At 63.0% G+C, this 13,053-nt stretch carries 15 protein-coding genes and 1 tRNA gene; 10 read left to right on the top strand and 6 right to left on the bottom strand.

The features are described 5' to 3' along the window. Positions 1-14 precede the first annotated feature (14 nt). From BMY71_RS05780 to BMY71_RS05765, 4 genes are all read left to right on the top strand, one after another. Positions 15-290 (top strand): hypothetical protein, encoded by a 276-nt coding sequence (locus tag BMY71_RS05780; protein ID WP_092682304.1) that lies wholly within the window; start codon positions 15-17, stop codon positions 288-290. A gap of 103 nt (positions 291-393) precedes the next feature. Further along, positions 394-621 (top strand): DUF3222 family protein, encoded by a 228-nt coding sequence (locus BMY71_RS05775; RefSeq protein WP_011501887.1) that lies wholly within the window; start codon positions 394-396, stop codon positions 619-621. Between the two features lie 16 nt (positions 622-637). Beyond that, on the top strand, positions 638-1,357 hold the full coding sequence (locus BMY71_RS05770; protein WP_092682302.1) for a transglutaminase-like domain-containing protein: 720 nt from the start codon (positions 638-640) through the stop codon (positions 1,355-1,357). A gap of 131 nt (positions 1,358-1,488) precedes the next feature. Then, positions 1,489-2,985 (top strand): phosphomannomutase/phosphoglucomutase, encoded by a 1,497-nt coding sequence (locus tag BMY71_RS05765; protein ID WP_092682300.1) that lies wholly within the window; start codon positions 1,489-1,491, stop codon positions 2,983-2,985. A gap of 200 nt (positions 2,986-3,185) precedes the next feature. Here the strand turns inward: BMY71_RS05765 and BMY71_RS05760 are convergent, their stop codons facing one another. After that, complete coding sequence (locus BMY71_RS05760; protein WP_244525981.1) at positions 3,186-3,566, bottom strand: hypothetical protein; 381 nt, start codon at positions 3,564-3,566, stop codon at positions 3,186-3,188. Between the two features lie 263 nt (positions 3,567-3,829). On the opposite strand from BMY71_RS05760, the gene BMY71_RS05755 reads away from it, so the two are divergent. Further along, positions 3,830-4,171, top strand: a complete 342-nt coding sequence (locus tag BMY71_RS05755) for a hypothetical protein (RefSeq protein WP_244525980.1) — start codon at positions 3,830-3,832, stop codon at positions 4,169-4,171. Positions 4,172-4,202: 31 nt separating this feature from the next. Here BMY71_RS05755 and BMY71_RS05750 read toward each other — a convergent pair whose 3' ends face one another. The 4 genes from BMY71_RS05750 to msrA form a co-directional block, all read right to left on the bottom strand. After that, complete coding sequence (locus BMY71_RS05750; RefSeq protein ID WP_011501882.1) at positions 4,203-4,481, bottom strand: hypothetical protein; 279 nt, start codon at positions 4,479-4,481, stop codon at positions 4,203-4,205. A 187-nt stretch (positions 4,482-4,668) separates the two neighbouring features. Continuing rightward, on the bottom strand, positions 4,669-4,833 hold the full coding sequence (locus tag BMY71_RS05745) for a DUF3309 family protein (RefSeq protein ID WP_011501881.1): 165 nt from the start codon (positions 4,831-4,833) through the stop codon (positions 4,669-4,671). A 128-nt stretch (positions 4,834-4,961) separates the two neighbouring features. After that, positions 4,962-5,375 carry a peptide-methionine (R)-S-oxide reductase MsrB gene (gene msrB / locus BMY71_RS05740; protein WP_011501880.1) on the bottom strand — a complete coding sequence of 138 codons (414 nt, stop codon included), beginning with the start codon at positions 5,373-5,375 and terminating at the stop codon, positions 4,962-4,964. Between the two features lie 31 nt (positions 5,376-5,406). Further along, positions 5,407-6,117: a peptide-methionine (S)-S-oxide reductase MsrA gene (gene msrA / locus BMY71_RS05735; protein ID WP_092682296.1), complete on the bottom strand. Its 711-nt coding sequence runs from the start codon at positions 6,115-6,117 to the stop codon at positions 5,407-5,409. A gap of 242 nt (positions 6,118-6,359) precedes the next feature. Between msrA and BMY71_RS05730 the strand changes: the two genes are divergently transcribed. The 4 genes from BMY71_RS05730 (at position 6,360) to BMY71_RS05715 (ending at position 11,331) form a co-directional block, all read left to right on the top strand. Further along, positions 6,360-6,434, top strand: a tRNA-Ala gene (locus BMY71_RS05730). A 166-nt stretch (positions 6,435-6,600) separates the two neighbouring features. Further along, positions 6,601-9,930 carry a carbamoyl-phosphate synthase large subunit gene (carB, locus tag BMY71_RS05725; RefSeq protein ID WP_092682294.1) on the top strand — a complete coding sequence of 1,110 codons (3,330 nt, stop codon included), beginning with the start codon at positions 6,601-6,603 and terminating at the stop codon, positions 9,928-9,930. 229 nt (positions 9,931-10,159) lie between these two features. Next, the gene (greA, locus tag BMY71_RS05720) at positions 10,160-10,636 is read left to right on the top strand and encodes a transcription elongation factor GreA (RefSeq protein ID WP_041805748.1); all 477 of its coding nucleotides are present in this window, start codon (positions 10,160-10,162) and stop codon (positions 10,634-10,636) included. 284 nt (positions 10,637-10,920) lie between these two features. After that, positions 10,921-11,331, top strand: coding sequence for a DoxX family protein (locus tag BMY71_RS05715; protein ID WP_011501876.1), 411 nt, complete (start codon positions 10,921-10,923; stop codon positions 11,329-11,331). 20 nt (positions 11,332-11,351) lie between these two features. Here the strand turns inward: BMY71_RS05715 and BMY71_RS05710 are convergent, their stop codons facing one another. Then, the gene (locus tag BMY71_RS05710) at positions 11,352-11,834 is read right to left on the bottom strand and encodes an Lrp/AsnC family transcriptional regulator (protein ID WP_011501875.1); all 483 of its coding nucleotides are present in this window, start codon (positions 11,832-11,834) and stop codon (positions 11,352-11,354) included. Between the two features lie 251 nt (positions 11,835-12,085). Between BMY71_RS05710 and trxB the strand changes: the two genes are divergently transcribed. Then, positions 12,086-13,051: a thioredoxin-disulfide reductase gene (gene trxB / locus BMY71_RS05705; protein ID WP_011501874.1), complete on the top strand. Its 966-nt coding sequence runs from the start codon at positions 12,086-12,088 to the stop codon at positions 13,049-13,051. Positions 13,052-13,053 lie beyond the last annotated feature (2 nt).

Raw genomic sequence — 13,053 nt, 5'->3', positions numbered from 1 at the left:
CAGGAGAATTTCAGATGACCCTCTTCAAGCTGATCTGCGCAATCGCGGTCGTGTCGGTCGCGGCCACCGTGCCGGCGGCAGCCCGGCACAAGCATCGCCATCACCACCACCACCACCACCATCATCATCACCATCACGCCGGCGCGGGATCGCTGTACATCCACAATTTCGGCCCGCCGATCCGGCCGGACGAATTGTTCGCCTATTACGATGGCCCGGTCTCCGCGCTGTGCAAGCAGGGGGCCGCCGCCTATCGCGGCCAGGATGGCCGCAGGCATCCGTGCTATTGATCTGGTCGCAGCACGCCCGACGCCGCCATTCAATTGCAACAAGACAGCAACGACGGCACACTCGCTCCAAGACTGACCACAACGCTCGCACCGGAATGAAGCCATGACCGACGCCGCCGCCGAAGAAATCCGCAAGATCGCCGCCGCACTCGTCAAGACGGCGATCGAAATCGTCTCCGAAGAAGACGGCGGAGCGCACAACCAGTGCAAGCTGTGCAACGCTTCGGTGCCGTGGCTGCAGACCGGCGACGAGATCAAGCACGCGCCCGACTGCCCGGTGGTGATCGCGCAACGCATCCTGTCGTCGAAGCCGCGCCTGCACAGCGTCTGACGCGTTGGCGGCGCCCATGATGGACGACAACCCGACAAGCCAATCGGAACGCGCGGTCTGCCTCAGCCCGGCGGAGTTCGTCGACAGCGACCATCCCGAGGTGAAGGCGCTCGCAGCCCGGGCGACCGCCGGCGCCGCGACCCAAGGCGACAGACTCCGCGCGCTGTATCTGGCGGTGCGCGACGGCGTCCGCTACGACCCTTACGTCGATTTCAGAAGCGCCGAGGTGTTTCGCGCCTCGAGCGTGTTGCGCGCGCAGCGCGGCTATTGCGTCGGCAAGGCCGCGGCCTTCGCGGCGCTGTGCCGCGCGTCTGAGATTCCGGCGCGGGTGCGCTTCGCCGACGTGCGCAATCATCTGGCGACCGAGAATCTCACGCGGACGATGGGCACCGATCTGTTCGCCTGGCACGGCTACACCGAATGCTGGACCGGCGAACGCTGGGTCAAGGCGTCGCCGACCTTCAATCTGACGCTGTGCGAAAAGCTCGGCGTCGCCCCGCTCGATTTCGACGGCCGCACCGACGCGGTGATGCAGGCGTTCGACACCAACAATGCGCGCTTCATGGAATACATCCGGGACCACGGCGCTTACTTCGACGTGCCGGTCAAATTCCTGCAGGCCGAAATGTTCGCACAGTACCCCCACCTCGCCCGCGAGGACGGATTAGGTGGCGACATGGAGACCGAGGCGACCCAAGAGGCGGAAGGCCGAGGGCCGAGGCAGTCCGGCCGCTAGGCTCGTCTCAAACGACAATCCGGGGAACGCAGCTGGAGCGGGATGACGATTCGAAGATCAAGTCATCATGGTCCGAGACCGCAGGGGGATACGGCCCACTGTGCTCACAACTCATTCGCGAGCCGATCCTAATGTTTCCCAGGCCCAAGACATCCCTGCTCCCCAACACCTATGCGTACGAATCCGAGCCGATGGTGAAGCCCACCGGATTTCGCGAGTACGATGCCCGCTGGCTGTTCGGCAAGGAGATCAATCTGATGGGCGTTCAGGCGCTGGGCATGGGGCTCGGCACGCTGATCGCGGAACTCGGTCAGAAGCAGGAGATCGTCACCGGCCACGATTTCCGCAGCTATTCGGCGTCGATCAAATATGCGCTGATTTCCGGGCTGATGGCCTCCGGCTGCAAGGTGCACGACATCGGACTCGCGGTGACGCCGATGGCGTATTTCGCGCAGTTCGATCTCGATGTGCCCTGCGTCGCGATGGTGACCGCCTCGCACAATGACAATGGCTGGACCGGCGTCAAGATGGGCGCCAACCGGCCGCTGACCTTCGGGCCGGACGAGATGGGCCGGCTGAAACAGATCGTGCTCGATGCGCAGTTCAAGAGCGGCGCCGGCTCCTACGTGTTTCACGAGAATTATCCGGCGCGCTACATCGCCGACCTGACCGAACGAAGCCGGTTGACGCGCAAGCTGAAGGTCGTGGTCGCCTGCGGCAACGGCACCGCCGGCGCGTTCGCGCCGCAGGTGATGGAAGCGATCGGCTGCGACGTCATCCCGCTCGACACCGAGCTCGACCACAACTTCCCCAAATACAATCCGAATCCCGAAGACATGGAGATGCTGCACGCGATCCGCGACGCGGTGCTGCTGCACAAGGCCGATCTCGGCCTCGGTTTCGACGGCGACGGCGACCGCTGCGGCGTGGTCGACAACACCGGCGAGGAAATCTTCGCCGACAAGGTCGGCGTGATGCTGGCGCGCGACATGTCGGCGATCAACGCCAACGCGCAATTCGTGGTCGACGTGAAATCGACCGGCCTGTTCGCGACCGATCCGGTGCTGCAGGCGCAGGGTGCGCGCACCGAATATTGGAAGACCGGCCATTCCTACATGAAGCGCCGCACCCACGAGCTGCAGGCGCTGGCCGGATTCGAGAAGTCGGGCCACTTCTTCTTCAATGCCCCGCTTGGCCGCGGCTATGACGACGGCCTGGTGTCGGCGATCGCGATCTGCGAAATGCTCGATCGTGCGCCGGACAAATCGATGTCGGATCTGAAGAACGCGCTGCCCAAAACCTGGTCGTCGCCGACGATGTCGCCGCATTGCGACGACGAGACCAAATACGGCGTGATCGATGCCGTCGTGAAGCACTTCCAGGCGGCAAAGGCCAATGGTGACGAGGTCGCCGGCCAGCCGATCCGCGATCTCGTCACCGTCAACGGCGTCCGGGTGACCTGCCAGGACGGCAGTTGGGGACTGGTTCGCGCCTCGTCGAACAAGCCGGAGCTTGTCGTCGTGGTCGAGAGCCCAGTGTCAGAGGCACGGATGCACGAGATGTTCGAGGCGATGAACGTCGTTCTGCGCCGCCATCCCGAAGTCGGCGCCTATAACCAGACGATCTGATCGGCCGCGGCCGTGCTGACGGAGTTCGGCTTCCGTCCAGAGAGATCGCTACGCTGAGGCAAGGCAGCATCGTCCATCGCGTTTCGAGCGAAGTGGATGCCGGTTGGTGTGAAGAAACACACCGAACAAGTATCTGGAGCTTTGGTTCGAAGTCCGTCGGCATCGAAAATGTCCGACGGCGGCTCATCGCGCCGCGGCTCTCAGAGCGGCGTGTAGGTCTGGCGTGCGCACCAATGCTCGGTACCGACCCGTTCTCGCCGTCCGACCCGGTCCTGATCGATCGTGACGAGAAACGTCTGCCCGCCGAGCGATTGCCCGGTTACACCGACGACGTCTCCCTTCACGCAGGTGTCCCATCCGCCATACTTGCTGGCGACCGGCGGCGAAAAGCGAATGCCTGTCGGTGAGGCCCCCTGTGCAAACACCGCGTTGACGTTGGTCCTCAGAAAGCCGCCCACATCGGGCGGCGTCTCGGCCACTGGTTGTCGCGGCCCCGCCTGCTTCATGAAGTCGGGAGCGTAGCTGAAATTGGCGTCCACGGCGCAGCCGCAGAGGCCGACTGACACAAGGGTCAAAGTCATGAGACGGATGGCTCGCTGCATAGCGCCGTTCTACCCTGATGTGCGGACGATGAGAATAGGCCAGCCGTCAGCGATTTGGCCGAGACTTTGGGCTTGTTCGTGACCAGACCGATGACCGCCGCTCTGCAGTCCGAACTGCGTGAACGAACGATCGCGATGGTCACTCCCAACCGTCACATCTTCGCCAGCCGGCGTTGATATCGAACCCGGCCTGGTCTAGGCAGCGGGGCGTCATGACCATTTATTCTGGAAATTGTAGTCCGATGCGGATTCTCGCTACTATCCTTGGCTGTCTTGCGCTGGCGGGATGCTCGGTTCTGGAATCGATTCCGGAGCCGGCGAATCAAGCGCCCACCATCAAGGCAGCGTCCGCTGATATCAAAAGAGTCGCCGGCGATGCGAAACTGGCCGAACCACTCGAGGTGGCGGGTCCCATCGAAGCAATCCCGGTAACGGTCGCGCCATGGATCATCTGCGTACGCAGCACGTCTCCGAATCAATGGAGACGAACCTACGCGCTGTTCTATCGCGACGTGAAGCTGGTTTCGTCGCGGCTCTCAGCGATCATCGATCGCTGCGAACTACAGACCTTCGCACCGCTCTAATTGGCCTCGGAAAGAATTGCTGCGGCCGCGCTTAAGCGGCGTCTTCCTTCAGAGCTTCCGCTGCCTCTGGTTCGCGCCTTTTGTGCGGATAGCCTTCGCTCTCATACAGCGAGCGGATGCCCTTTTGATCGAACCGGGCTTCATCAACCTGCAAATAGGCTCCATTGAGCGAATCCGCCGGCAGTTCCTCGATGGCAAACCGCACCGCGTCCGCCGCGTTGTCAAAACGGCGATAGGCGAAGCCGGCACGCTTCTTCTTGCGAATAGCGGCAGGAAACAATTCGGCGGAGGTATCGAAGCTGAATGCCATGGCGCAACTAACCTTCTGACAAAATGGACCAAATCGGACGCACAGGGCCCACTGCAGCGAGCAGTCAGCCAACGCCTGGTCGGATATACCCTGTGATATAGGCACTATCGCGCAAAATGCGACCCCTCCGGGGGTAGAAGACGGCCGGCCGATTCGCCGCTTGAGGCCGGTGAAGCCGCCAAAAGCGTCAGATTTTGCCCAACACCACCAGCACGAGCAACACGGTGAGCACGACGCCGATCAGGCCCGTCATGCCGTGGCCCTGCCCGTAGCCATAGCCGCCGAAGCGCTGGCTGAGGCCGCCGAGCAGGAGGATGATCAAGACAATGATGAGAACGGTTGCGATCGACATCTCGCTATCCCCGGCCGGAGTGCGGGGCGAACGCAGACCCGCCCCGGCTCTGGGGACACAGTACGCCCGATCTCATCGCCTGGCGATGAGTCTTGGACGTCGGGCGCTTTCGCGCTCTTGCTTCTCGCCTATCGTGGCTTCAGCTTCAGCGCCGCCGAATTGATGCAATAGCGCAAGCCGGTAGGCCCCGGGCCATCCGGAAAGACGTGGCCGAGGTGTCCGCTGCACTGCGAGCACAAGACTTCGGTGCGAATCATGCCGTGGCTGACATCACGCTCCTCGTCGATCTGGCCGTCCCCGGCGGGCGCGGTGAAACTCGGCCAGCCGCAGCCGGAATCGAATTTCGCGTCGGACTCGAACAGAGTCTGGCCGCAGCCGGCGCACAGATAGGTGCCCGGCGTCTTGTCGTGCTCGTACTCGCCGGAGAAAGGACGCTCGGTCGCCTTCTCGCGCAGCACCGCGTACTGCATCGGCGTCAATTCCTTGCGCCACTCGGCCTCGCTCTTGGCAACCTTGCCAGGCGTCGTCTTGGTATCGGTCATCGTAACTCCTGAACGTGTCGGCGAACCGCTGTTAGTTCGTTACCTTCGCGCTGCTCACCAGCGTCGGCTTTTCGAGATAGTCCTTCGGGAACAGCTTCTTCAGGTTTTCGATCTTCGGCAGATCATTATAGACAATATAGGGCTGGGTCGGGTGCAGTGTCAGGTAGTCCTGATGATACGCCTCCGCGGCATAGAAGCCATCCAGCGCGCCGACCTTGGTGACGATCGGTTTCTTGTAGACCCGCGCCGCATCGAGCTGCGCGATGTAGGCGTCTGCGACCTTCTTCTGCTCGTCGTTCGCGGTGAAAATCGCCGAGCGATATTGCGGGCCGGTGTCGGGCCCCTGCCGGTTGAGCTGGGTCGGATCATGCGCGACCGAGAAGAAGATCTGAAGCAGCTTGCCGTAGCTGACCTGTTTCGGGTTGTACTTGATTTCGACCGCCTCGGCGTGACTGGTCACACCGGTCGATACGGCCATGTAGTTCGCCGTCGCCTTGCTGCCGCCGGCATAGCCCGACACAGCGTTGACGACGCCAGAGGTGTGCTGGAACACGCCCTGGACGCCCCAGAAACAGCCGCCTGCGAAGATCGCGGTCTGGACCCCGTCCGCGACGGTGGCGTCGACCGCAGGCGGCGGGATCACCACCGCGTCCTCTGCGGCAAGCGCAGGCGCAAAGGCGGCGGACAAAACCAGCGCGGCCAGAGCGGCGGCTGGGCGTGAAAGACGGCTGACGGAGCGCATGGGCTTTCCTCGCGAGTGAGATCGAAGGCTCGACGCAGGCGGCGGGCGCTCGAGGCCTGTGGGCCGCGCCCCCGCATCTGACCAAGATACGTAGCTGCGCGCGGATCGTTACGATCGGGCGCACACGAGTTCGTGACCAACTCGACCGGCGCCCCGCCCATGCGTGTTCCTTCTAGAGCCGGGATTAAGAATAAATCACGCTTCCACTGGATTGCCGGCACGCGAAAGACGATAATGCCCTCGGCCCGGTGGCGGAATGTCAACGCGGGGGCAGTGCATCGTCCCATATCCTGGTTCAAATCCAGGCCGGGCCTCCAGCGACCAAATTGGCGGTTGACGGTCGGCTGTAACCCCTTTCGCGGCTGCGGAAACTGGTCTAAGACACGCCCGCGCGCCTGGGAAGCTTGGCGCTTGTAGAACAGGGGACGCGCGGATGCGCGCCCTTTTTTTGTGCCCGATTTCCGCCCGCGTCAGCGAGATTTGATGCCCAAAAGAACCGACATATCCACGATTCTCATCATCGGGGCTGGTCCGATTGTGATCGGCCAGGCTTGTGAATTCGACTATTCCGGCACCCAGGCGGTCAAAGCGCTGAAGCAAGAGGGCTACCGGATCGTCCTGGTCAATTCCAACCCGGCCACGATCATGACCGATCCGGAATTGGCCGATGCGACCTATATCGAGCCGATCACGCCCGAGATCGTCGCCAAGATCATCGAGAAGGAGCGCTACGCCATCCCCGGCGGCTTTGCGCTGCTGCCGACGATGGGCGGCCAGACTGCGCTGAATTGTGCACTCAGCCTGCGCAAGCTCGGCACGCTGGAGACATTCGACGTCGAAATGATCGGCGCCACCGCCGACGCCATCGACAAGGCGGAGGACCGCGAGCGGTTCCGCGAGGCCATGACCAAGATCGGCCTCGAAACGCCCAGCTCCCGCCAGGTCAAGAACCTGCCCGACGCGCTGCGCGCGCTCGACGAGATCGGTTTCCCGGCGCTGATTCGGCCGTCCTTCACGATGGGCGGCACCGGCGGCGGCATCGCCTACACCAAGGCGGAATTCATCGAGATCGTGGAGAGCGGCATCGACGCCTCGCCCACCAGCGAGGTTCTGATCGAGGAATCCATCCTCGGTTGGAAAGAATACGAGATGGAGGTTGTCCGCGACAAAAAGGACAACTGCATCATCGTCTGTTCGATCGAAAACCTCGATCCGATGGGCGTCCACACCGGCGACTCGATCACGGTCGCGCCGGCGCTGACGCTGACCGACAAGGAATACCAGATCATGCGCGACGCCTCGCTGGCGGTGCTGCGCGAGATCGGCGTCGAAACCGGCGGCTCGAACGTGCAGTTCGCGGTCAACCCGGATGACGGCCGCCTGGTCGTGATCGAAATGAATCCGCGGGTTTCGCGCTCCTCGGCGCTGGCCTCCAAGGCCACCGGCTTCCCGATCGCCAAGGTCGCCGCCAAGCTCGCGGTCGGCTACACCCTCGACGAGATCGCCAACGACATCACCGGCGGCGCGACGCCGGCGTCGTTCGAGCCGACCATCGACTATGTCGTCACCAAGATCCCGCGCTTTGCGTTCGAGAAGTTCCCCGGCGCCTCGCACAATCTGACCACCTCGATGAAGTCGGTCGGCGAGGTGATGGCGATCGGCCGCACCTTCCAGGAAAGCCTGCAGAAGGCGTTGCGCGGCCTCGAAAGCGGCCTCACCGGCCTCGACGAGATCGAGATCGACGGGCTCGGCCGCGGCGACGACAAGAACGCGATCCGCGCCGCGCTCGGCACCCCGACGCCGAGCCGGTTGCTGCAGGTCGCGCAGGCGATGCGGCTCGGCTGGACCGACGAAGAGATCTTCAACTCCTGCAAGATCGATCCGTGGTTCCTGGCGCAGCTGCGCGGCATCGTCGACATGGAAAACAAGGTCCGCAGCAGCGGCCTGCCGGATCACGCATTCGGGATGCGCACGCTGAAGGCGATGGGTTTCTCCGACGCCCGCCTCGCAGTGCTCGCCAGCACCACCGAAGCCGAGGTCAAGGCGAAACGCCGCGCGCTCGACGTGCGGCCGATGTTCAAGCGGATCGACACTTGCGCTGCGGAATTCGCCTCGCCGACCGCCTATATGTACTCGACTTACGAGACTCCGTTCGCGGGACCGCCCTCTGACGAGAGCCGGCCCTCGGCGAAGAACAAGGTGATCATTCTCGGCGGCGGTCCGAACCGGATCGGCCAGGGCATCGAGTTCGACTATTGCTGCTGTCATGCCTGCTTCGCGCTGCACGACGCCGGCTATGAATCGATCATGGTCAACTGCAACCCGGAAACCGTGTCGACCGATTACGACACCGCGGATAGGCTGTATTTCGAACCGCTGACCGCCGAGGACGTGCTCGAGATCATCGATACTGAACGCAGCAACGGCACGCTTCACGGCGTGATCGTACAGTTCGGCGGCCAGACGCCGCTGAAGCTCGCGCGCGCGCTGGAAGCGGCCGATGTGCCGATCCTGGGCACCTCGCCCGACGCGATCGACCTCGCCGAGGACCGCGACCGGTTCAAGCGGATTCTCGACAAGCTGCGGCTGAAGCAGCCGAAGAACGGCATCGCCTATTCGGTCGAGCAGGCGCGCCTGGTCGCCGCCGAACTCGGCCTGCCGCTGGTGGTGCGCCCGTCTTACGTGTTGGGCGGCCGCGCGATGCAGATCATCCGCGAGGACAATCAGCTCAGCGACTATCTGCTCGGCACCCTGCCGGAGCTGGTGCCGGGCGACGTCAAGGCGCGCTATCCGAACGACAAGACCGGCCAGATCAACACGGTGCTCGGCACCAATCCGCTGCTGTTCGACCGCTATCTGTCGGACGCGACCGAAATCGATGTCGATTGCCTGTCCGACGGCAAGGATACTTTCATCGTCGGAATCATGGAGCATATCGAGGAAGCCGGCATTCACTCCGGCGACTCGGCCTGCTCGCTGCCGTCGCATTCGCTCGATGCGGCGATGATCGCCGAACTGGAACGCCAGACCCGCGAGCTTGCGCTCGGCCTTGATGTGGTCGGCCTGATGAACGTGCAATACGCCATCAAGGACGGCGAGATCTACGTGCTCGAGGTCAATCCGCGCGCGTCGCGCACCGTGCCGTTCGTCGCCAAGGTGATCGGTATGCCGGTGGCGAAGCTCGCCGCGCGGATCATGGCCGGCGAGAAGATCGCCGACCTTGGCCTGAAGCGCCGCAAGCTCGATCATGTCGGCGTCAAGGAATCGGTGTTTCCGTTCGCGCGCTTCCCGGGCGTCGATACCGTGCTCGGCCCGGAGATGCGCTCGACCGGCGAAGTCATGGGGCTCGACCGCTCGTTCGAGATCGCCTTCGCCAAGAGCCAGCTCGGCGGCGGCACGCGGGTGCCGCGCAAGGGAACGGTGTTCGTTTCAGTTCGCGAAAGCGACAAGACCCGCATCGTCGATGCAGTGAAGCTGCTACACGAGGCGGGCTTCAAGGTGATCGCGACCTCGGGCACCCAACGCTATCTCAGCGACCACGGCGTCCCGGCCGAGAAGGTCAACAAGGTTCTGGAAGGTCGTCCGCACATCGTCGACGCCATCATGAACGGCGAAGTGCAACTGGTCTTCAATACGACCGAAGGACCTCAGGCCCTGGCGGACAGCCGCTCGTTGCGACGTGCTGCCCTCTTGCATAAAGTACCATATTACACCACTCTTTCGGGCGCTGTTGCCGCCGCGAAGGGAATCCGGGCCTATCTTGGCGGGGACCTTGAGGTTCGGACCTTGCAGAGCTACTTTTCCGAAACCTGATCGTCAGCCGGGCCCCGTGCCCGGTCACTGATCGGCAACGTCGCCGGCAGGCCGGGAACCCGCCAGCTTTGGGATTGTTTTCTACCCGGCGTTTCGCAGCGTCCCCGGGTAACGGCTGGAAGTATTCTTGGGGTACCGCTTTGGCGGCCCGCCCCCTTATGTAAGCTGACGACTTCGTGGATGCGCACACCGTGGCCATCCCCGACGAATGCTGAAGGATGAAGGCAAGATGGTGGAAAAGGTACCGATGACCGCGGGTGGCTATGCCGCACTTTCGGACGAGCTGAAACATCGCCAGTCGGTGGATCGTCCGCGCATCATCGAGCATATCGCCGAAGCGCGTTCGCACGGCGACCTGTCCGAAAATGCGGAGTATCACGCCGCCAAGGAAGAGCAGTCGCATAATGAGGGCCGCATCGCCGAGCTTGAAGACAAGCTGGCGCGCGCCGATATCATCGACATCAGCAAGCTCAGCGGCGACACCATCAAATTCGGCGCCACCGTGACACTGATCGACGAAGACACCGAGAAGAAGGCGGTGTGGCAGATCGTCGGTGAAAGCGAAGCCGACGCCAAGAAGGGCAAGATATCGATCACCTCGCCGCTGGCGCGCGCCCTGATCGGCAAAACGCAGGGCACGTCGGTGGAAGTCGTCGCGCCCGGCGGCGCCAAGGCCTACGAGATCGCCAAGGTCGAGTGGCGCTGACAGGACGACTGATCCCCGGATCGTCATTCCGCTTGAGCTTGTTGTTGAGCATGATCTTGTCCGAAGGCCGGCATCGTTTTCGGATCATGCGCTGACGGCGACCGAAACCGGCCGCATCAATGCCAAACAAGCCGCGCCTCGTGCGCGGCTTGTTTGTTTGTCGCGGTGCGGCGGTTGGTCGCGATCAGCGTTCGCCGGAATAACTGTCATGCTTCGGTGTTGTCTTGCGTCGTCGCGATTTCCCGATGATCTCACGACAGCAGACAAACATCGAAAGGGTACCCATGGACCAAGTCTTCGCGCGCTGGCAGCCGCTCGCCCTCAGCCTGTTCCGCTTCATCACCGGTCTGTTGCTGTTTCAGTATGGCGTGGCGAAGATCTTCAAATATCCAGCCGTGCCCTACTTCGCCAAGGTCGAGCTGTTTTCGCTGATCGGAGCCGCCGGTGCGCTCGAACTGATCCTCGGCGCCATGCTGATGCTCGGGCTGTTCACCCGCCCGGTGGCGTTCATTCTCGCTGGCGAGATGGCATTCGCTTATTTCCTCGGCCACGTCTTCAAGGCCGATGCGCCGGTCTGGCTGCCGCTGCTGAACAATGGAACGAGCGCGATCCTGTTCTGCTTCTCCTGCCTGTATCTGGCGACGGCTGGTGGCGGACCGATCAGCCTTGATCGGGCGATCTCCCGCACGCGCTGACGGCGCCGCGGCGGCGATCGTCAGGTCGCCGCCGACTTCAGCTCGAGCGGCACGGCCGCTGCGTATTTCGAATTCCGCAGCACGAGTGACGTCCGCACGTTCCGCACGTGCGGCGCCGCTGTCAGGTGCGCGACGAAGTTCTGGAATGTCGCCATATCCGGCGCGACGCATTTGAGGATGAAGTCGACCTCGCCCGACAGCATCCAGCATTCCCGGACCAGGGGTTCGGCGCGAACGAACGCCTCGAAGCCGCGCAGGTCGGCTTCCGCCTGGCTCGACAGATGGACCGACGCGAACACGGTGACGTCGAAACCGAGCTGCGCGGGATCGAGCAGCCCCCGATAACCCTTGATATAGCCCTCTTCTTCCAGCGTCCGAACCCGGCGCAGACAGGGCGGCGGCGAGATACCGACCCGCTTCGCCAATTCGACATTGGTGATCCGGCCGTCATCCTGAATTTCCTGAAGGATCTTGAGATCGATCTGATCGAGGCTCTTCGACACGCATGCTGTCCCGGGTTACAGGCTGGAAAATCGCCCCGTCATATCGCAACTGGCAAATTTTGAGTAATTTTATTTCGCGATGCTCACAGGTCGTTCGCCAAAGTCGGTGGGAAATCCTGCAGAGACGTATTGCAAAACTTGCATAGCTCACCAGATACCATAAGGTCGCGGCTAAATCTTCCGCCCAACGGCGATGCATCTGCCAGGCCCAATCCCTGCTTCGCGCCGCCCTAAATTCGGGGAGCTGAAACATGCCCAGCCCAGTCCACGCCAAAGTTGTGATCATTGGTTCGGGACCGGCCGGCTATACCGCGGCGATCTATGCCGCTCGCGCCATGCTCGAGCCGATCCTGATTCAGGGCATCCAGCCGGGCGGCCAGCTCACCATCACGACAGACGTGGAAAACTATCCCGGCTTCGCAGACGTCATCCAGGGGCCCTGGCTGATGGAGCAGATGGAGAAGCAGGCCCTGCATGTCGGGACCAAGATCGTCACCGATCTCGTCGTCAACCTCGACCTCAGCCAGCGCCCTTTCCGACTGAGCTGTGACAGTGGTGACGTCTATATCGCCGACACCGTAATCCTCGCCACCGGTGCGCAGGCGCGCTGGCTCGGCATCCCGTCGGAACAGACCTACAAGGGCTTCGGCGTCTCGGCCTGCGCCACCTGCGACGGCTTCTTCTATCGCGGCAAGGACGTCGTCGTGGTCGGCGGCGGCAACACCGCGGTCGAAGAAGCGATGTTCCTCACCAATTTCGCCTCCAGCGTCACCGTCGTTCATCGCCGCGATCATTTCCGCGCCGAACGCATCCTGCAGGACCGCCTGTTCAAGAACCCGAAGATCAAGGTGATCTGGGACAGCGCGATCGACGAGATCTGCGGCAGCGACAATCCGACCAAGGTGACCCACGTCCGGCTGCGGAACGTCAAGACCGGGGCGACCAGCGACGTTCGCGCCGACGGCGTGTTCATCGCCATCGGTCACGCGCCGGCCACCGAACTGGTCAAGGACCAACTCAAGCTGAAACCGTCCGGCTATGTCGAAGTCGCACCGAACTCCACCGCGACCTCGATCCCCGGCCTGTTCGCCGCCGGCGATGTCGCCGACGAGACCTACCGCCAGGCGGTCACCGCAGCCGGCCTCGGATGCATGGCCGCGCTGGAAGCCGAGCGCTTCCTGGCGCTCCGGGCCAGCGATCGCGAAGCGGCGGAATAGCC

The organism is Rhodopseudomonas pseudopalustris (assembly GCF_900110435.1).
Classification (GTDB): domain Bacteria; phylum Pseudomonadota; class Alphaproteobacteria; order Rhizobiales; family Xanthobacteraceae; genus Rhodopseudomonas; species Rhodopseudomonas pseudopalustris.
The sequence above is the reverse complement of the archived record's forward strand: the minus strand, read 5'-3'. Positions and strand labels throughout refer to the sequence as shown.